The sequence below is a fragment of the Streptomyces sp. H27-H5 genome (assembly GCF_026627505.1).
Lineage (GTDB): Bacteria > Actinomycetota > Actinomycetes > Streptomycetales > Streptomycetaceae > Streptomyces.
Window position 1 is genome coordinate 12,866 of sequence record NZ_JAPNLK010000038.1, and the last position, 17,103, is coordinate 29,968.

Annotated in this window: 16 protein-coding genes; 7 read left to right on the top strand and 9 right to left on the bottom strand. The window is 72.7% G+C overall.

Features of this window, described 5'->3' with window-relative positions; translation table 11 throughout:
- Positions 1-31 precede the first annotated feature (31 nt).
- The 4 genes from OTB19_RS19840 to OTB19_RS19855 form a co-directional block, all read right to left on the bottom strand.
- Positions 32-907 (bottom strand): carbohydrate ABC transporter permease, encoded by an 876-nt coding sequence (locus OTB19_RS19840; RefSeq protein ID WP_267799649.1) that lies wholly within the window; start codon positions 905-907, stop codon positions 32-34.
- Entirely contained in the window at positions 904-1,725 is an 822-nt protein-coding gene (locus OTB19_RS19845; protein WP_267799708.1) for a carbohydrate ABC transporter permease, read from the bottom strand. Before OTB19_RS19845 ends, OTB19_RS19840 begins: the two co-directional genes overlap by 4 nt.
- Positions 1,726-1,805: 80 nt before the next feature.
- Positions 1,806-3,140 (bottom strand): ABC transporter substrate-binding protein, encoded by a 1,335-nt coding sequence (locus OTB19_RS19850; protein WP_267799650.1) that lies wholly within the window; start codon positions 3,138-3,140, stop codon positions 1,806-1,808.
- Between the two features lie 296 nt (positions 3,141-3,436).
- The gene (locus tag OTB19_RS19855) at positions 3,437-3,796 is read right to left on the bottom strand and encodes a hypothetical protein (protein WP_267799651.1); all 360 of its coding nucleotides are present in this window, start codon (positions 3,794-3,796) and stop codon (positions 3,437-3,439) included.
- Positions 3,797-3,983: 187 nt separating this feature from the next.
- Between OTB19_RS19855 and OTB19_RS19860 the strand changes: the two genes are divergently transcribed.
- Positions 3,984-4,433: a universal stress protein gene (locus OTB19_RS19860; protein ID WP_267799652.1), complete on the top strand. Its 450-nt coding sequence runs from the start codon at positions 3,984-3,986 to the stop codon at positions 4,431-4,433.
- Between the two features lie 18 nt (positions 4,434-4,451).
- Here OTB19_RS19860 and OTB19_RS19865 read toward each other — a convergent pair whose 3' ends face one another.
- Positions 4,452-5,405: a serine/threonine dehydratase gene (locus OTB19_RS19865; protein WP_267799653.1), complete on the bottom strand. Its 954-nt coding sequence runs from the start codon at positions 5,403-5,405 to the stop codon at positions 4,452-4,454.
- 125 nt (positions 5,406-5,530) lie between these two features.
- Complete coding sequence (locus tag OTB19_RS19870) at positions 5,531-6,175, bottom strand: TetR/AcrR family transcriptional regulator (protein ID WP_267799655.1); 645 nt, start codon at positions 6,173-6,175, stop codon at positions 5,531-5,533.
- A 239-nt stretch (positions 6,176-6,414) separates the two neighbouring features.
- Between OTB19_RS19870 and OTB19_RS19875 the strand changes: the two genes are divergently transcribed.
- From OTB19_RS19875 to OTB19_RS19900, 6 genes are all read left to right on the top strand, one after another.
- Entirely contained in the window at positions 6,415-8,097 is a 1,683-nt protein-coding gene (locus tag OTB19_RS19875; protein WP_267799656.1) for a ricin-type beta-trefoil lectin domain protein, read from the top strand.
- A gap of 59 nt (positions 8,098-8,156) precedes the next feature.
- Positions 8,157-10,433: an alpha-N-acetylglucosaminidase gene (locus tag OTB19_RS19880; RefSeq protein ID WP_267799657.1), complete on the top strand. Its 2,277-nt coding sequence runs from the start codon at positions 8,157-8,159 to the stop codon at positions 10,431-10,433.
- A 206-nt stretch (positions 10,434-10,639) separates the two neighbouring features.
- Positions 10,640-10,855: a hypothetical protein gene (locus OTB19_RS19885; protein ID WP_267799659.1), complete on the top strand. Its 216-nt coding sequence runs from the start codon at positions 10,640-10,642 to the stop codon at positions 10,853-10,855.
- A 121-nt stretch (positions 10,856-10,976) separates the two neighbouring features.
- Positions 10,977-11,558, top strand: coding sequence for an ECF RNA polymerase sigma factor SigK (gene sigK, locus OTB19_RS19890; protein WP_267799661.1), 582 nt, complete (start codon positions 10,977-10,979; stop codon positions 11,556-11,558).
- Positions 11,555-12,343, top strand: coding sequence for an anti-sigma factor (locus OTB19_RS19895; RefSeq protein ID WP_267799662.1), 789 nt, complete (start codon positions 11,555-11,557; stop codon positions 12,341-12,343). The genes sigK and OTB19_RS19895 overlap by 4 nt, the downstream gene beginning before the upstream one ends.
- 177 nt (positions 12,344-12,520) lie before the next feature.
- Entirely contained in the window at positions 12,521-13,108 is a 588-nt protein-coding gene (locus OTB19_RS19900; protein ID WP_267799663.1) for a fasciclin domain-containing protein, read from the top strand.
- Between the two features lie 77 nt (positions 13,109-13,185).
- On the opposite strand, the gene OTB19_RS19905 is transcribed toward OTB19_RS19900, so the two are convergent.
- The 3 genes from OTB19_RS19905 to OTB19_RS19915 all read right to left on the bottom strand — a co-directional run bounded on the left by OTB19_RS19905 (position 13,186) and on the right by OTB19_RS19915 (position 16,785).
- Positions 13,186-14,421, bottom strand: a complete 1,236-nt coding sequence (locus OTB19_RS19905) for a cytochrome P450 family protein (RefSeq protein WP_267799664.1) — start codon at positions 14,419-14,421, stop codon at positions 13,186-13,188.
- Positions 14,422-14,505: 84 nt separating this feature from the next.
- The gene (locus tag OTB19_RS19910) at positions 14,506-15,780 is read right to left on the bottom strand and encodes a putative Ig domain-containing protein (RefSeq protein ID WP_267799665.1); all 1,275 of its coding nucleotides are present in this window, start codon (positions 15,778-15,780) and stop codon (positions 14,506-14,508) included.
- Positions 15,781-15,891: 111 nt separating this feature from the next.
- Positions 15,892-16,785: a LysR family transcriptional regulator gene (locus OTB19_RS19915; RefSeq protein ID WP_267799666.1), complete on the bottom strand. Its 894-nt coding sequence runs from the start codon at positions 16,783-16,785 to the stop codon at positions 15,892-15,894.
- Positions 16,786-17,103 lie beyond the last annotated feature (318 nt).

Sequence of the window (17,103 nt, forward strand, 5' to 3'; positions counted from 1 at the left end):
GCAGAGGTCGTGTGGTGGGTGGGTGCGGCGCTCAGATCTTGACGGCTCCGTCGCCCACGCCCTTGAAGAAGAAGCGCTGGAGGGCGAGGAAGAGGAGCAGCATGGGGAGGAGGGCCGCCATCGCGCCAGCGGCGATGAGCCGCTGGTCGTTGACGGTGGTGGCGCCGGCCAGGGTCTTCAGGCCGAGTTGGAGGGTGTAGTGGTCGCTGTCGGTGAGGACGAGCAGGGGCCACAGGAAGTCGTCCCAGGCCCCCATGAAGCTGGTGATGCACACGACGGCCAGGGCGCCCTTGGCACTGGGCAGGAACACCCTGGTGAAGCGGGCCCATTCGTCTGCTCCGTCCAGTACCGCGGCTTCCTCCACCTCCCGGGGCACGGCGAGGAAGGCCGCCCGCATGACCATGATGTTGAGGACGGAGACGGCGCCGGGCAGCCACACGCCGACGAGGGTGTCGACCAGGCCCATGTCGCGCACGGTCAGGAACATCGAGATCATCACGGATTCGAAGGGGAACATCAGGGTCGCCACGAGCACCGTGAAGACGGTCGTGCGGCCCTTCCAGCCGGCGCGGGAGAGCGCGTAGCCGCCCATCGCGGCGAAGACGGTGTTGGAGGTGATCGCGAGGACCGCCACGACGAGGGTGTTGCCGACGTACTGGAGCAGGGGAAACGATTCGGCGACCCGGACGTAGTTGTCGAGGGTGGGTTGTGCGGGCAACACCCCGTCGTACACGTTCTCGGTGCGGCCTCGGATCGAGGTCAGGAACTGCCAGACGATCGGCCCGAGCATGACCACGAGGACGAGGACCAGCGTCGCGTACCGGCCGGCCCGGCCGAGCAGTCGGCGCCTGCGGCCGTCCCCGGCCCTCCGGGACGGCTCCACGCCGAGGGGGCCCCGTGTGCTCAACTCTCGTCCCCCTTGGAGAGGCGGCGCCCCAGCAGGCTGAACACCAGCGTCAGCAGGAACAGCAGGATGGAGATGGCCGAGGCGTAGCCGGTCTCGCCGGAGAAGCCGAGGCCGACCTGCCGGATGAGGAACGGCAGGGTACGGGCGCCGCCACCGGGGCCGCCGCTCTCGCCGCCGAGGATGTAGATCTCGGTGAACACGCGCAGCGCGGAGATGGCGGAGAGGGTGCCGACCAGCAGCATCATCGGTTTCACCTGCGGGACCGTGATGCTGAAGAAGCGCCGGACGGCGCCCGCGCCGTCCAGGGCCGCCGCCTCGTGCAGGGCGGCGGAGACGTTCCCGAGCGCGGCCAGGTAGAAGACCATGTAGTAGCCGAGGCCCTTCCACACGGTCACGATCATGGCGGAGACCAGCAACATGGAGCTGTCGGTGAGGAACGGGATCGGTTCGGAGACGATGCTCAGCTTCCGGAAGACCGTGTTGACGAGCCCGTCGCTGCGCAGCACCCACTGCCAGATCAGGCCCACGACAACGGCGGAGGCGATCACCGGCGTGTAGAAGGCGGACCGGAAGAAGCCGATGCCGGGAACCTTGGTCCGGACGAGGACCGCGAGGGCCAGCGGCAGGAAGACCAGGCACGGCACGACGACGAGCAGGTACACCACACTGTTGCCGGTCGCGACCCAGAAGTCGGGATCGGCCAGGGCGCGCCGGTAGTTGTCGAGGCCGACGAAGCCGCCGCCGCGCAGGATCCGGGCGTCGGTGAAGGAGAGCAGGACGGTGTTGACGAACGGCCAGAGGCTGAACAGGGTCACCATCGCCAGTCCGGGGGCCAGGAAGAGGTAGGGCGTCCACCAGGTGCGGTGGAGGAGTCCCGTCTCGACCTCGGCACGGCCCTTCACCGGTTCGCCGCGTCGGCGAGCAGCTTGTTCGCCTCCTCCTGCGCCTTCCTCACCGCCGTCTTGGGGTCCGACTCGCCCTGGATGGCCCTCTGCATCTCGCGGACCACCGCGTCACCGACCTGGTTGGTCCACTGCACGGGGGTGTTGGCGTCGAGGTCCGCGCTCCTCAGCTGTTCGGCGCCGATCGCGCGGGCCACGGTCTCGGCGTCCTTGCCGTCCCCCCGGTCCGCGAAGTACGGGTCGGTGAGGCCCCGGGCGTTGGAGGGGTAGATGGTGGCCTTCCTGGCGAACGCGACCTGGTTGGGTCCGTTGGTCACCCACTTGGCGAACTCGGCCGCCGCGTCCGGGTGTTCGGTGTCCTTGCGGATGCCGAGCGACTGCGCGTAGATGCCGATGTGGCCGAGCGTGCCGGTGACGGCGCCCGCGACCCGGGTGTGTGCGTAGACCTGCGGGGCGTTGCGCCGGATGTCCTTGACGAAGCCCGGCGAGCCCGGTCCGAAGACCAGTTTGCCGCTGCCGTACAACTGGCTGATGTCGTCCGCCTTGAGGAGGGACTCCTTCGGCATGGCGCCCTTGGCGTACAGGTCCTTCATCCGTTCGACCCACTCGACCGCCTTGGCGGTGTCGAAGGTGAACGCGCTCCCGTCCGCGTCGAGGATCGGGACGCCCATCTTCTGCCAGTCGCCGGGCAGTCGCCCCTTGGGATCCGCCATGAAGGCGGCGTAGCGGCCTCCGGACCGGGCGGCTATCCGCTCGGCACAGTCGAAGAACTGCTCGACGGTGGTGGGCGGTCGGGCCGGGTCCAGGCCGGCGCGCGCGAAGAGTTCCTCGTTGTAGGTGAGGATCTCGGGGGTCACGTACCAGGGATAGGCGAACACACCCTCGCCCCTGCCGGGGAGCTTGAACTGCTCCCAGGCGCCGGGGACGTACTCATCGGCGACCTGCCCGTCGAGCGCGGCCACGTCGGCGAGCATGCCCCGGTCGCCCAGGAGTTGGAAGGAATCGGTGGAGAGGTTGACCACGTCCGGGAGGGCCCCTGCGCGGGCGTCGGCGACGAGCTTCTCGTTGTAGCCGTCACCCGGGACATCCTCCCATCTCACCTTCACCTCGGGGTACTTCGCCTCGAAGGCGTCGATGACCCCTTGGACGTACGAGGTGTACGCGGGTTTCAGCTGAAGGGTGCGGAAGGTGATCGCGCCCGCGACCCGGCCGGTCCTCCTCGCCTCCTTCACGTCGTCCGGGGCGGCGTTCATGCCGCATGCCGCGGTGGACAGGAGGGCTCCGGCCACAAGTGTGGCGAGGGCCGTGCGGAGCGCGGGGGAACGGGTCATCGTCGCCGCCTTCGGGAGGTCCGGCCTCGCTGCCGGAGGGCGGCGCCCACGCTGGCTCGAAGGGCGGAGCCCGTCAACGTGCCCGAGGTCCCGCCGGCCGGGTATCCCCGCATCCCGCACCGCCCCGGCGGGCCCGCACGCAGAACCGGGGGCCCCGGTCAACACCGCCGCCACCTGGACTGATGCGCTTTACCTCGGACGCGGCGACGGATCGCGCGCGGGGAGGGCGCCGGGCGGCGATGGCCGGGATGGTGCCGGGGCCGCCGGCGGGTCGGGGGCGGCGGGGCCGTGCCGCGCTACTTCATGCGGTACTCGACCTTCTCCGCGAGCCTGCCGTCCTTGAAGCAGAAGCGGAACACGTCGTTGCCGTCGGAGTCCGCCGCGGAGAGGTACCAGGAGCAGACGCTGCCCGCCGGCTCGGCCGGGCCGCCCTCCTTGAGGGCCGCCTTGACGAAAGTCTCGCCCGAGGGCAGTTCGGCGCGGACCGCGTCCTCGGCGTCGCCGACCTTCACGGAGCGGTAGACCTCGGGTTCCACGAAGGTCTTCTCGGCCGCGTCCATGACCTTGCCGACGCCGAGGAAGAGTGCCACGAGGGCCCCGACGCCCAGGACGAGCACCACCCCGCAGCCGATCAGACAACCCTTGCGCTCTGCCACGCCCGTTCCTCCATGCCTCGCCGCACCGCGTCGATCGTGGTGACGATCGGACTGTCGCAGGGCGGTGGGGCGGGGGGCTGTCCTCCAAAGTCTTCGACCGCGGCAACCATCGTCGTTCGAGGTCGCCACCCCTCCCCGTGTATACAGGGAGGGACCGCGAATACGGACGAACCGAGAGGAACCCACCGTGAGTGAGACCGCCGAGCCCCTGATCGTCGTCGGCGTGGACGGTTCGAACCACTCCAAGGAAGCGCTGCGCTGGGCCGTCGCCCAGGCCAAGGCCATCGGCGGCCGGGTGCACGCCGTGATGAGTTGGGACTGGAACACCAACCCCTTCGCGGTGGGACCGACATCGCAGGAGGACCTGGTCGGCGTCGAGGAGGCGGCCCGTCTCAAGCTCGCCGACACCGTCGCCGAGGCCGTCGGCACCTCGCCGGGCGTCCCGGTCTTCCGACGCGTCGAAAAGGGCGCGCCCGCCAAGGTCTTGGTCGACGCCTCGCAGGAGGCCGAGCTGACGGTCGTCGGCACGCGGGGGTACGGCGGCTTCCGGGGCGCCCTGTTGGGCTCGGTGAGCCAGCAGGTGGTCCAGTACGCGCGGAGCACCGTGGTCGTGGTCCGGGACGAGAACGAGGACTGACGCGGACAGTCCCGCCGCCTACCGCACCGCTTGTCGGTCGGGCGTCGGAGCCGTCAGGTCCGAGGGGTCCGTGTTGGCCCCGCACAGGATCACCGCGACCCGCTCCCCCAGCGGCTCCGGAGCCCCGCGGAGGGCGGCGAGGGCGGTGGCGGCGGCCGCCTCGACCACGATCCGATGCTCCTCCCAGAGCCCCCGGCGGGCAGCGACGATGGCCGCGTCGGGGACGAGCACCGAGTCCACGTCGCCCTGCCGTGCCGCGGCCAGGGCGTCGGCGGAGACCCGGGTGGCGCCGAGCGAGTCGGCCGCGACGGAATCCACCGGGACGTCCACGGGGCGCCCCGCCTGCAGGGCGGCGTTCAGGGCCCGGCAGTTCTCGGGTTCGGCCGCCACGACCCGGACGCCGTGCTCGCGCGCGGCGGTGGCCACACCGGCGAACAGCCCGCCGCCGCCCACCGCGACGACCACCGTGTCCAGGCCGGAAAGTCCCGCCCGGATCTCGTCGAGCAGGGTGCCGGCGCCCGCCGCGATCAGCGGGTGGTCGTACGCGTGGCTGCTCAGGGCGCCGCTCTCGTCCGCGAACTCCCGGCAGGCGGACAGTGCTTCGGCGTACCGGTCGCCGACGAGCCGCACGTCGGCCCCGTACCCGCGCAGCCGCTCGACCTTCACGCGGGGCGCGTTCACGGGCAGGAACACGGTGGCGGCCACCCCTTGGGCGCGGGCCGCCCAGGCGCAGGCGAGGCCCGCGTTGCCCCCGGAGGCTATGGTCACCCCGGCCGCGGGGAGGGTGCCCGCCTCACGGTGCGCGACGAGGAAGTTCCGGGCCCCGCGCGCCTTGAAGGAGCCGGTGTGCTGGAGGTGTTCCAGGGCGTACCAGACGCCCCGGTCGGCGGGCACGACGGCGACGGGACGGATCACGTCGGCCATCCGGCCGGCGGCGGCGCGCACGGCCGCGTAGTCGAGCTGCTGCTCCATGAACGGTCTCCTCGGGGGGGCGGTGGTTGATTCAGGCGGTGATGCGTCCAGCCGGTGATGCGCCCAGCCGGTGACGGGTTGGGCCGGTGACGGGTCCGGCCGGTGACGGGCCGGGGCGTGCGGGTTCAGGCGCCGGCGGGCCGGGCGGCCTCGATCAGCTGGCGCAGGGCGCCGTGATACACCTCGTGGTCGGTCAGCGGGGGCAGTACGTCGGCCAGGCCGCCGGAGAGCACGGGGAACTCGGCCGGGTCCAGCGCGGCCAGGGCGGCCCGGGACGCGGCGGTGGCGCCGGCCGGATCGCGGTGGTCCACGAAGGCGGCGCTGCCGAGGGTGAGCAGGTACATCCGGCGGTAGACGGTCATCGCCTCGGCGGCGGTCATCCCGGCGGCGACGCTGTCGGCCAGCGCCGGTTCCACGAGGCGGGCGAGCAGTCGGCGGCCCAACCAGGGCCGGCCACCGCGCAGTACGAGCAGTCCGGGGTGCGCGGTGAGCAGTCGGTAGAACGCGGAGAACCGCTGTTCGGTGGCCTCGGCCCAGTCGGTGCCGGCGGCGATCTCGGGCAGTTGGCCGGCAAGGTGTTCGGTGCACAGGTCCAACAGCCCGGCCAGATCGGCGCAGCGGCGCTGGACGGTGGCGTGCGAGACGTCGAGCCGGTCGGCGAGGGCGCGGAAGCTGAGTGCGGCCGGCCCTTCCTCGTCGAGGATCCGCAGGGCTTCCACGGCGATCGCCTCGGGGGTCGCGCGGTCCAGGGCGGCTGATCTTCTCGGCATGAGATACACCGTAACAGACACCGTCACGTACGACGTATCACCCGAGGGTCGGCGGACCGGGCGCCCCCGGGTTCGGTCAAGCGGACGCCCGTGAAGTCAACCCTTCGCGTGAGGGCGACTACACCCATATTGCTGGTCATCACGTCATAACCAGCGACTTGTATTGACAGTGGGTAGCCGCACCGCTGCACTGAGCGCTCGACAGACCCTCGGTACGTCCCCCACGTCAAGGAGACCCCGTGCCGCCTCGCCCGCGTGCGTCGCTCCCCTGTCTGACCGCGGCCGCCCTGCTCGCCCTCCTCCTGTCCCCCGCGACGGCGGCGGCCGAGCCCACCGCCACCTCGGACACCCCGCTCGCCCTCACCCCTCCCATGGGATGGAACAACTGGGCGCACTACATGTGCGACATCGACGAGGCCAAGGTGGTCGCGAACGCCGACGCGCTCGTCTCCACCGGTCTCGCCGCCAAGGGCTACGACACGGTGACCGTCGACGACTGCTGGATGCTGAAGAGCCGTGACGCCGACGGCGACCTGGTCGCCGATCCGGAGAAGTTCCCGCACGGGATGGCCTGGCTCGGCAAGTACCTGCACGCCAAGGGGCTGAAGTTCGGCATCTACCAGGACGCGGGCGCGCTGACCTGCGGGCGCTATCCCGGCAGCGGGGCGCCCGCGGGCGGGGGCGCGGACCACTACGCGCGCGACGCCCGGCTCTTCGCCTCCTGGAAGGCGGACTTCGTCAAGATGGACGGCTGCAACCTGTACGTGCCGCCCGGCAAGACGAAGGAACAGGCCTACCGCGACGCGTACAACGGCGTGGCCCGGGCCCTGCGCGACAGCGGCCGCGACATGGTCCTGTCCGCGTCCGCGCCCGCCTACTTCCAGCAGGGCGAATGGGGCGGCGCCGACTGGCACAAGGTGATCGACTGGGTCGGCGAGACCGGCCAGTTGTGGCGCGAGGGCCGTGACATCAAGGTGTACGCGCCGACCGCGCCCACGACCTCGCGGTGGAGTTCGGTCCTCGGCAACTACGGCTACAACCGTTGGCTCGGCCGGTACGCGGGCCCCGGCAACTGGAACGACCCGGACTTCCTCATCGCCGGCGCCCCCGGACTCACCGAGGCGGAGAGCCGCAGCCAGGTCGGCCTGTGGGCCATGATGGCTGCCCCCTTCATCCTCTCCTCCGAGGTCTCCGCGCTCACCCCGGCCGGGCTCGCCGCGCTCGGCAACACCGACCTGATCGCGCTCGACCAGGACCCGTTGGGCCGGCAGGGCGCGGTGGTCTCCTCGAACGGCACCTCCGACGTCCTGGTGCGGCCGCTCGCGAACGGCGACCGCGCGGTGGCCGTCCTCAACCGCACCGGCGCGGCCATGGACGTCGACGTGCCGCTGGAGGACATCGGCCTGCCCTCGTCGTGCGCCGTCGACGTCAAGGACCTGTGGAGCGGGGCACACCGTGAGGCGACCGTCTCGCTGACCGGCAGGGTAGCCGCCCACGACACCGCGGTGTGGCGGCTCACCCCGCGCGGCTGCGGCAAGGCCGTGCCGACCGGGCAGATCGCCGGCAACGCGGCCAAGTGCGCCGACGGGGCCAACACCAGCGGTGTCGGCGCGGTGGTCATGGCAGCCTGTACCGGCGCCCCCGACCAGCGGTGGACCGTGGGCCCCGACTCCCGTCTGCGGTCGGCCGGCCAGTGCCTGACCGCCGGGGACGGCGACCTGGTGGAGCTCGCCGACTGCGTGCCCGGGCGATCCCGGCAGAGCTGGGCGCACGACCGTCCCGGCGCCCTGGTCGAGAAGAGCAGCGGGCTGTGCCTGACCGCGCCCGCGGCCGCGGCGACCCCGGACGCGCCGGCCGAGCGGCTGCGCCTGACCCCCTGTGGCGACCACCGGATCGACCAGACCTGGGCCCTGCCGGCCTGACGGCTCCGGTCCGACGCTCCGACCCGACGGCACCGATCGACGGAATGAGGTACGGCTCGATGGCACGCAGCGGGCGCCCGCGAGGGCGCCGTACGGTCGCGGTGGCGGCGCTTCCCGCGGCACTGCTCGTCCTGGTCCTGGCGGGGGCGACGCCCGGGGCGGTCGCCTCGGGCGCGGGATCACCCGCCGCGCCCGACGTACGGCAGTCCGACGTACGTCGGCTTACGCCGGCCCGGGACTTCGACGCGCGTCCGGCGCGGGAGGCCCTGGAGCGGCTGCTGCCGCGGCACGCCGGGCAGTTCACCCTGGCGCCCGACGCGGGCGGCGCGGCGGACACCTTCACGGTGTCCGGGACGGCGGGCGCCATCACGGTGCGCGGCACCAGCGGCGCGACCCTGCTCACCGGGGTCGGCTGGTACCTCCAGCACGTCGCGGGCGCCGACATCGGCTGGCCCGGCGACAGCCTGGGGATGCTGCCGGAGCGCTTGCCGGCCGTACCGAAGTCGGTCACCCGGAGCGCGCTGGTCGCCCACCGGTACGCGCTCAACGACACCGACGACGGCTACTCGGGCCCCTACCGCACCTTCGAGGAGCACCGGCGGCAGATCGACCTGCTGGCCCTGCACGGCGTCAACGAGGTGTTCGTGCAGGTCGGCGCCGAGTATCCGTACTACCGGGCGCTCCAGCGGTTCGGATACTCGGCGGCGGAGCTGAGGGCGTGGATCCCCGGTCCCGCGCACCAGAGTTGGTGGTTGTTGCAGAACATGAGCGGCTTCGGCGGACCGGTCTCGGAAGGGCTGATGCGCGAGCGGGCCGGGATCGGCGGCCGGATCGCCGAGCAGTTGCGCGGCCTCGGCATGACCCCGGTGCTCCCGGGCTTCTTCGGCACGGTGCCGCCGGCGTTCGCAGCGCGCAACCCCGGTGCCACGACGGTGCCGCAGGGCGACTGGGCGGGCTTCGACCGTCCGGACTGGTTGGACCCGAACTCGGCCGCGTTCGGGAAGCTGGCCGCCGCGTACTACGCGGAACAGCGGGCGGTGTTCGGAGACAGTTCCATGTACCGGATGAGCCCGCTGCACGAGGGCGGCAAGACGGGTCCGGTGGACGTGACGGCGGCCGCCGGGGCGGTGCAGAAGGCGCTGTGGGCGGCCCATCCCGGCGCACTGTGGGCCGTGTTGGGCTGGCAGGAGGATCCGAGGAGGGAACTCCTGGCCGGGGTCGACACCTCGAAGCTGTTGGTCCTGGACGGACTGTCCGACCGGTACGACGGGTTGGACCGGGAGGCCCGTTGGGGCGGCGCTCCCTACGCGCTGGGCACGATCCCCAACTTCGGCGGACACACCACGATCGGCGCCAACACCCCGGTGTGGGCCGACCGGTTCGGCGCGTGGCGGTCCAAGTCGAACAGTGCGCTCGCGGGCATCGCGTACATGCCGGAGGCCACCGGGACCGATCCCGCCGCCTTCGACCTCTTCACGGATCTGGCCTGGGAGTCCGGGCCGATCGACCAGAGGAAGTGGTTCGCGGCGTACTCCGCCCGCCGGTACGGGCGCGCCGACGCCGAGGCGGCGGCCGCGTGGGAGGAACTGCGCAAGGGCCCGTACAGCACCCCCTCGGGCCTGTGGTCGGAGTCCCAGGACGGCCTGTTCACGGCCCGGCCGAGCCTGAGCGCGGCGGGATCCGCCCGATGGAGCCCCACGTCGATGCGCTATCCGGCGGGTTCGGTGCGGCGCGCCCTGGACCACCTGTTGAAGGTGGACCCGCCGCTGCGGGGTTCCAGCGCCTACCGGTACGACCTGGTGGACACGGCCCGGCAGGCGTTGGCGAACCATTCGCGGGTGCTGCTGCCGAGGATCAAGGCGGCGTACGACGCGAAGGACGTGCGCCTGTTCCGTGAGTTGACCGCGCAGTGGCGCGACGGTGAGAGGCGCTTGGACGCCGTCACGAGCGCCGACCCGCACTTCCTGCTGGGGCCCCGCCTCTCGGCCGCCCGCTCCCGGGGCGCGGGCCGGGCGGAGGCGGACCGGTACGAATACGACGCGCGTTCGCTCCTGAGCGTGTGGGGGCCGCGCGCCGCCTCGGAGGGAGGCTCCCTGCACGACTACGCGAACCGTGAGTGGGGCGGTCTCGTCTCGGAGCTGTACGCGCCGCGTTGGGACGCGTACTTCGCCACGCTGGAGGAGGCGCTGGTCCGGCGGGCGGTGCCCCGGCAGATCGACTGGCACGCCTTCGACGAGGAGTGGGCGCGGCGGACCACTCGCCATGCCCAGGCACCGGTCGGGGATCCGTACGCCCTGGCGGCGGGGATCGCGGCCGCGCTTCCCGCCGCGAAATGACCTACATCATCGGCCGTGGCGCTGTCCGGGACTTCCCGTGACCGTCACTCTCACGTGGGTAATTCCACACTCGTGAGAGGGAGAGCACATACGGCTGATCACCACACTGGACGGGTGGTCGGTTCACTGGCCCGGACACGAACAGGGGCGGCTGTCGGAGCGATCCGGTGGCCGCCCCTTCCGACGCCCCCAGGAGCGCACCGAGCATGTCCGAGACCGAGCCGGAGCGGCCCTCCCCGGCGCCGGAAGCCCCGTCCGACCTCGCGACCGCGCCGATCCGGGCCGGCGGGGACCCCGACCAGGCCGTCCCCCCGTCGCCGCGGGTCGGGGAGCCGGCGCGGGAGCCGTCGTCGCGCTCGGAGCCGTGGGACCTGATCACCGACGGGGTGGTCGAGCTGCGCAAGCGCAGGCCCCGCGGATGACGGGTGCGGGGCCGACGGGCACCGCCGGCGGGCGGGGCCAATCCAGTGGCTCGGCGGCTACGAATGGCTCATGAGGCGCGCGGATGCCGACGAACGACCGGGAATCCCGGAGGATCTTCCCGTGAACGACGTGACACGAGCGGACCGCGCCGAGGACGGCATGTCAGCCCTCCTCGGCCGGGTCGCCGAAGGGGACGAGGACGCCTTCGTCTCGGTGTACGAGGCAGTGAGCGGGTCCGTGCTGGGCCTGGCGTACACGGTGCTGCGCGACCGGGCCCAGGCCGAGGAGGTGGCGCAGGAGGTGCTCGTCGAGGTGTGGCGTACCGCCGGGCGCTACCGCGCCGACCGGGGCAGCGTGCGGACCTGGGTGCTGACGATGGCGCACCGCCGCGCGGTGGACCGGGTGCGTTCCGCGCAGGCCTCGACCGAGCGGGAGCGGCGCGCGGCGCGGCTGGAGGCCGCGCTTCCGGAGTTCGACGAGGTGAGCGAGGCGGTGGAGCACCACGAGGAGCGTGACCGGGTGCGGCGCTGCCTGGGCTCGCTGACCGAGATCCAGCGCCAGTCGGTCACCCTGGCCTACTACCGGGGTCTGACCTGCCGCGAGGTGTCCGAGGAGCTGTCGGTGCCGCTGGGTACCGTGAAGACGCGCCTGCGCGACGGGCTGCTGCGGCTGCGCGACTGTCTCGGGGTGAACGGCGGATGAGCACAGAGGACACGGAAGGCACGGAAGGCGCGACGCGCCGCATGCACGAGGGCACGGGCGCCTACGTCACGGACGCGCTGCCCCCGGCGGAGCGGGCGGCCTTCGAGGCGCACCTGGAGACCTGCGAGGCGTGCCTGCGGGAGGTCGCGGAACTCGCGGCCACCGCGGCCCTGCTGGGCCGGGCGGTGGCCGTGGAGCCGCCGCCGGCGCTCCGGGAGTCGGTGCTGCGCGAGATCCGGGCGGTGCCCGCGCGGCCGGATCCCGTACGGGTGCCCGCGCACCACGCGCGGCCCGCCCGGCCCTGGCTCCGCTGGGCCCTGGCGGCCTGCCTCGCGGCGGCGGTCGGTTTCGGCGGGGTGGCGGCCTGGCAGTACCAGCGGGCCGAGACGGCCCGGCAGGACGCCCGACGGGTCGAGGCGCGGGCGGCGGCACTCACGGAGCTGCTGGCGGCGCCCGACGCGCGGCTGACCACGGGCCGCATGGCCGACGGCGGCACGGGCACGGTGGTGCTCTCCCGGGACCGGGACCGGGCCGTGTTCGTGGCCGACGGCCTGGCGGCGCCGCCCGAGGGGCGGGTGTACCAACTGTGGTACGCCGACCCGAAGGGCGTCATGCGTCCGGCCGGGCTGATGGACCCGGCGCGACCCGACGCGCCGGCGCTGCTCAGGGGCGAGGTGGGCCCCGCCACCGGGGTCGGGGTCACGGAGGAACCGGCGGGCGGTTCGGCCGCACCGACCACGGATCCGCTGGTGGTGCTCGCGTTCCCGGCGGCGGGCGCCGCGTAGGAGCGGAGCCGGGAGGCTCCCTCCGGGCGGCACGCATGGGACACACCTCACCAAACCGGTCGCCCGACGGCTCCGAATGACCCGTGTGAAGGAAGACCCGGGACGCCCGCGACCCGCACTGTCGGGCGGGGCGCCCGGGGCGGGGGGGGGGAACGACCCGACCCGAGGAGTCACGTGATGACAGCACGTCGCAACACAGGCATACGCAGGGCGGCGTTCGCCGCGTCGGCCGTGGCCGCACTGGCCCTGGGGCCGGCTCTCGCCGCGGGTTCCGCGATGGCGGCGGACGGCGAACCGTTCGGACCGGGCTGCGCCTCGGTGCCGAAGGACGGCTCGGGCTCCTTCGCCGGCATGGCCAAGGACCCCGTGGCGACGGCCGCGTCGAACAACCCGGCCCTCTCGACCCTGGTCACCGCCGTCAAGAAGGCCGGCCTGGTCGACACCCTGAACAGCGCGAAGGACATCACGGTGTTCGCACCGACCAACGAGGCCTTCGCCAAGGTGCCGAAGGCCGACCTGGACAAGCTGCTGGCCGACAAGGCACAGCTCACCAAGGTCCTCACCTACCACGTGGTGGGCCAGGAGCTGACGCCGAAGCAGTTGGAGCAGGGCTCCTTCGACACCCTGTCCAAGCAGCGACTGACCACCTCCGGTTCCGGCGAGTCCTTCAAGGTGAACGGCAACGCGTCGGTGGTCTGCGGTGACGTCCACACCGCCAACGCGACGGTCTACCTGGTGGACTCCGTCCTGATGCCGAAGGCCTGATTCTCTGAAGGCCTGCTCCCGAAGGCCTGACGCCGAGGGCCCTGACGCCCGAATCCCGGCCCCGCTCCCCCGCCGGGTCACCCCAGACGGATCGGAAGGGTCTGCACGCTGTTGCCGATGAAACTGCGCTGGTAGGGCAGTTCCGCCTCGGGCACCGCGAGGTCGAGGTCCGGGAACCGGTCGAAGAGCCGCTCCAGGGCGATGCCGGCCTCCAGCCGGGCGAGCGGGGCGCCCACGCAGTAGTGCGCACCGTGCCCGAAGGAGAGATTGCGGCTGTTCCCCCGGGTGAGGTCGAAACGGTCCGCCCCGGGACCGTACGCGGCCTCGTCCCGGCCGGCCGCGGTGTAGCCCGCGAGGACCGGGGTGCCGCGGGGGATCAGGGCGCCGCCCACGGTCACGTCCCGGGTGGGGTAGCGGAACGGGAACCAGCTGACGGGGCCATCCCAGCGCAGGGTCTCGTCGACCACGTCCGACCAGCTCGCCTTGCCCTCGCGGACCAGCGCGAGCTGATCGCGGTGGGTGCACAGGGCGCGCACGGCGTTGCTGATCAGGTTGAGGGTGGTCTCGTGGCCGGCGACGAGCATCAGCCGCATCGTGCCGCTGAGTTCGGCCTCGCTGAGCCGGTCGCCGTCCTCGTCGCGGGCCGCGATCAGGGCGCTGGTGAGGTCGTCGCCCGGTGCGGCCCGGCGGGCGGCGGCGATGGTGCCCATGAGCGCGACGAGCTCGCGCACGGCGGCCATCACCTCGGCCGGGGTGGTGTCGGTGGAGACGATCACCGTGTTGGACAGGTGGTGCAGCCGCCCCCGGTGTTCCTGGTCCACGCCGAGCAGTTCGCAGATGACGCTCATCGGCAGGGGCAGTGCGAAGTGGGTCCTGAGGTCGGCGACGCCGTCCGGGGACGCTGCCGCCGCCGCGCCGAGGTCGTCGAGCAGTCCGGAGGTCAACTCCGCGATGCGCGGCCGCAGTCGCTCGACCTGGCGGGCGGTGAAGGCGTTGCCGACCAGTGAACGCAGCCTGCGGTGGTCGGCGTCGTCGGCCGTGTGCATGCCCTGGGCGTCGGCGAAGACCCGCAGGGGCCAGTCCCGGGGGACGGTGCCGTCGCGCAGGCCGGGGAAGTGCCGGGCGTCCTTGGCGACATCGGGGTGGGCGAGGAACTCCTTCAGTGCGTCGTGGCCCAGGACGACCGCGCCGGGCACTCCGCCGGGGAGGACGACCTCCGCGACGGCGCCCTGGGACCGCAGGCGGGCGTTGAGGGCGTGCGGACACCCCCCGGCGGGATCGATGACGTGCGCGTCTGCAGTGTGGGACGACAAGCCGATTCTCCTGACCGTGTGGAAGAGACCCGGCCAACAGTGCGGCCTGGAGGACGGGTTGTTCAAGCCCGACTCCGCGCCGTCTCAGAACCAGTTGAGGGTGAGGGTGAAGGTGGTGTGGGTGGTGGCGCCGGTGGGGTCGGTGGCGGTGATGGGGTGGGTTCCGGTGGTCCAGGGTGTGCCGGTGATGCGTCCGGTGGTGGGGCCGAGGGTGAGTCCCCAGGGGAGTGTGGTGGTGGTGTAGCGGATGGGGGGTGTGCCTCCGGTGGTGGTGAGTCGGATGGTGCAGGTCTGGTTGAAGCGGCAGGTCTGTGGTCCGGGGTCGACGATCCGCAGATCACCCGACGTCGGGGTCGGCGTGGGAGTCGGGGTCGGCGTGGGAGTCGGGGTCGGCGTGGGAGTCGGGGTCGGCGTGGGAGTCGGGGTTCCGGCGCAGCCCGGGGTGGCCTCCGGCGGCAGTGGCACGCGCCAGATCCGGGCGTCGTTCTCCGAACCGACCAACAGGCCGGCGCAGTCGGCGTACGTGAGCGTCTCACCCTGCGGCTGGGCCGGCAGCGCCACGTCCGCGAGCTTGTTCCCCGCGGTGTCGTACACCGTGGCGGTGTTGGCCCCGAGCGGTCCACCGCTGCGCAGGGCGTAGGAGGCCCCGGACGGGGAGAAGGCCCCGTCGGTCGTGAACACCGGGCCCGACCGGACCGGGGAGAGGGTGTTGAGCTGCCCGGACACGGGCGGCAGCGGGGCCTTGTACAGCTTGCCCGCCGCGCCGATGAGTTTGGTCGCGATGTAGAGCTGCCCGGTGACGGGGTCCGCGAGCAGGGACCCGGCGTCGTGCCGGCCGTCGGAGTAGGCGAAGCGGTGGCTGGTCGGGGTGACGGACGCGTCGGCGAGCACCTCAGGTTCGGCGAAGGCGTGGACGGTGATCTCGGCGCGGCCGGCGAAGTTGTCCCCGATGTCGCCGACGAGGATCACGGGGGACCCCCCGGCGTCCTTGCCGAGCGCGAGGCCTTCCCAGTCGGTGTTGCCGACGCCGGTGACGGTGTAGGTCGCCACGAGCCGGCCGGATGTGGTGTTGCAGTCGACGGCGAAGACCTGATTGGTGTTGCCGCTGTCGTTGACTGCGTAGAGGACGCCCGGGTGCCTGCGGCTCATGGCGAGACCGCTGAGTTCGGCCAGACCGCCGGGCAGGTCGCACGCGCGCGCGGGGGCCGGCGCGGCGGCCGGCGCCGCCGGGTCGGGGGGCGCCGGGGTCGCGGAAGCGGTGGCGGCGCCACCGGTCGCCCAAGCGGCGGCCGGCAGGGCGACGGCGAGGACGGCGGTGGCGAGGGCCGCCGCCCATGGTGTTCTGCGGGTGGGTGCCATGCGCACCATGTGAGGGGACGTCGGGCGCGGATGCCAGGGCCAACGCCGTCCCGTTTGAGCATGGTTCAATGCCGAACCGACATGCCTCGCGGTCCGCAAGGCCTGTTCCGGTCAGGGTGCGGGCTCACGTACGGGGGCTTTGTGCAGGGCGTGCGCGATGAAGGCCCGGGCCGTCCGACCGAGGGGGCGCCGGGTGTGGGCGATGCCCACGGGGCGCAGCAGGGGCGGGGTGAACGAGCGGATCTCGGCGCGCGTGCCGAAGGCCCTGGAGACCACGTCCCGGTACCAGATGAGCGAGCCGCGCCCGTCCGTCACCCCGGTGACCCAGGCGAGTCGTTCGTCGACTTCCAGGCGGGGTTCGGGGCGCACGCCGAGGCAGCTGAACATGGCCTCCATCTCGGTCCGTCGGCCGGTGCCCGGGCACGGCAGCACCATGGGCAGCCCGTCGAGCAACCGGAACGGCATCGGGTCCGGCAGCCGGGAGCCGATGGGCGAGATCAGCACCACCTCCCGCTCCTGGACGTGGTGCGTGGACAGCTCCTGGTCGATCGGCAGGTCGACCAGCGCCAGTTCGGCGCTGCCGCCGGTGAGTTCCTGGACCAGGGCCTCCCGGCTGTCGCGCTGCAGGACCCGGACGTCCACCCCGGGATGCCGTCGGGTGAAGGAGGGCACCAGTTCGGCGGCCAGGTCCAGCGCCAGGGTCGGGGTGGCGACCAGGACGAGGGTGGTGCGGACGGCGTCGCCGTGACCGGTGCCGATGTCGTCGATCGCCTCGACGGCGCTCAGGACGGTGCGGGCCAGTCGTACCACCCTGGACCCCTCGGGAGTGAGGTCCACGCCCCGGCCCCGGCGGGCGAGGAGTTCCACGCCGAGATCGCGCTCCATGGCCTGGACGGCCCGGGAGAGGGCGGACTGGGCCACGAAGACCGAGGCGGCCGCGCCCGTGATGGAACGGCAGTCCGCGACGGCGACGAGGTAGCGAAGCTGCGCGAGTGTGGGGGTCATGACCGGACGGTAACCGGGTGATGCCGTACCTGTAAGGGGCAGCATGGTGAACAACTCCCGCGCCTCGGTGCGCCGTTCATGCCCGGGTGGCGAGAAGGCATACCGGCACGGCATGACCGTGCGCCTCGCCCCTCCCCTCACGCCTTCCCCGGCCCCGGCCCGAGGGGTGGACATCGCCGCAGGCCACCGGGCGGACGGGGGTGCAGGGCGGCCCGGGGGCGGAGGGTCGGGAACCGGCCGGCGGGTCCGGGAAGAGCGAGGGAACCCACTCCGCATACCGGTTGACAGTGCACGGTCATCACCGCACGATGCATCGCG

What these genes read in the sequence shown, in the direction of transcription:
- OTB19_RS19885 (WP_267799659.1), top strand. Translation starts at nt 10,640, where the DNA reads ATGTCCGAGACCGAGCCGGAGCGGCCCTCCCCGGCGCCGGAAGCCCCG.
- OTB19_RS19865 (WP_267799653.1), bottom strand. Translation starts at nt 5,405, where the DNA reads ATGGAGCAGCAGCTCGACTACGCGGCCGTGCGCGCCGCCGCCGGCCGG.
- OTB19_RS19870 (WP_267799655.1), bottom strand. Translation starts at nt 6,175, where the DNA reads ATGCCGAGAAGATCAGCCGCCCTGGACCGCGCGACCCCCGAGGCGATC.
- OTB19_RS19910 (WP_267799665.1), bottom strand. Translation starts at nt 15,780, where the DNA reads ATGGCACCCACCCGCAGAACACCATGGGCGGCGGCCCTCGCCACCGCC.
- OTB19_RS19900 (WP_267799663.1), top strand. Translation starts at nt 12,521, where the DNA reads ATGACAGCACGTCGCAACACAGGCATACGCAGGGCGGCGTTCGCCGCG.
- OTB19_RS19850 (WP_267799650.1), bottom strand. Translation starts at nt 3,140, where the DNA reads ATGACCCGTTCCCCCGCGCTCCGCACGGCCCTCGCCACACTTGTGGCC.
- OTB19_RS19895 (WP_267799662.1), top strand. Translation starts at nt 11,555, where the DNA reads ATGAGCACAGAGGACACGGAAGGCACGGAAGGCGCGACGCGCCGCATG.
- OTB19_RS19880 (WP_267799657.1), top strand. Translation starts at nt 8,157, where the DNA reads ATGGCACGCAGCGGGCGCCCGCGAGGGCGCCGTACGGTCGCGGTGGCG.
- OTB19_RS19845 (WP_267799708.1), bottom strand. Translation starts at nt 1,725, where the DNA reads ATGGTGACCCTGTTCAGCCTCTGGCCGTTCGTCAACACCGTCCTGCTC.
- OTB19_RS19915 (WP_267799666.1), bottom strand. Translation starts at nt 16,785, where the DNA reads ATGACCCCCACACTCGCGCAGCTTCGCTACCTCGTCGCCGTCGCGGAC.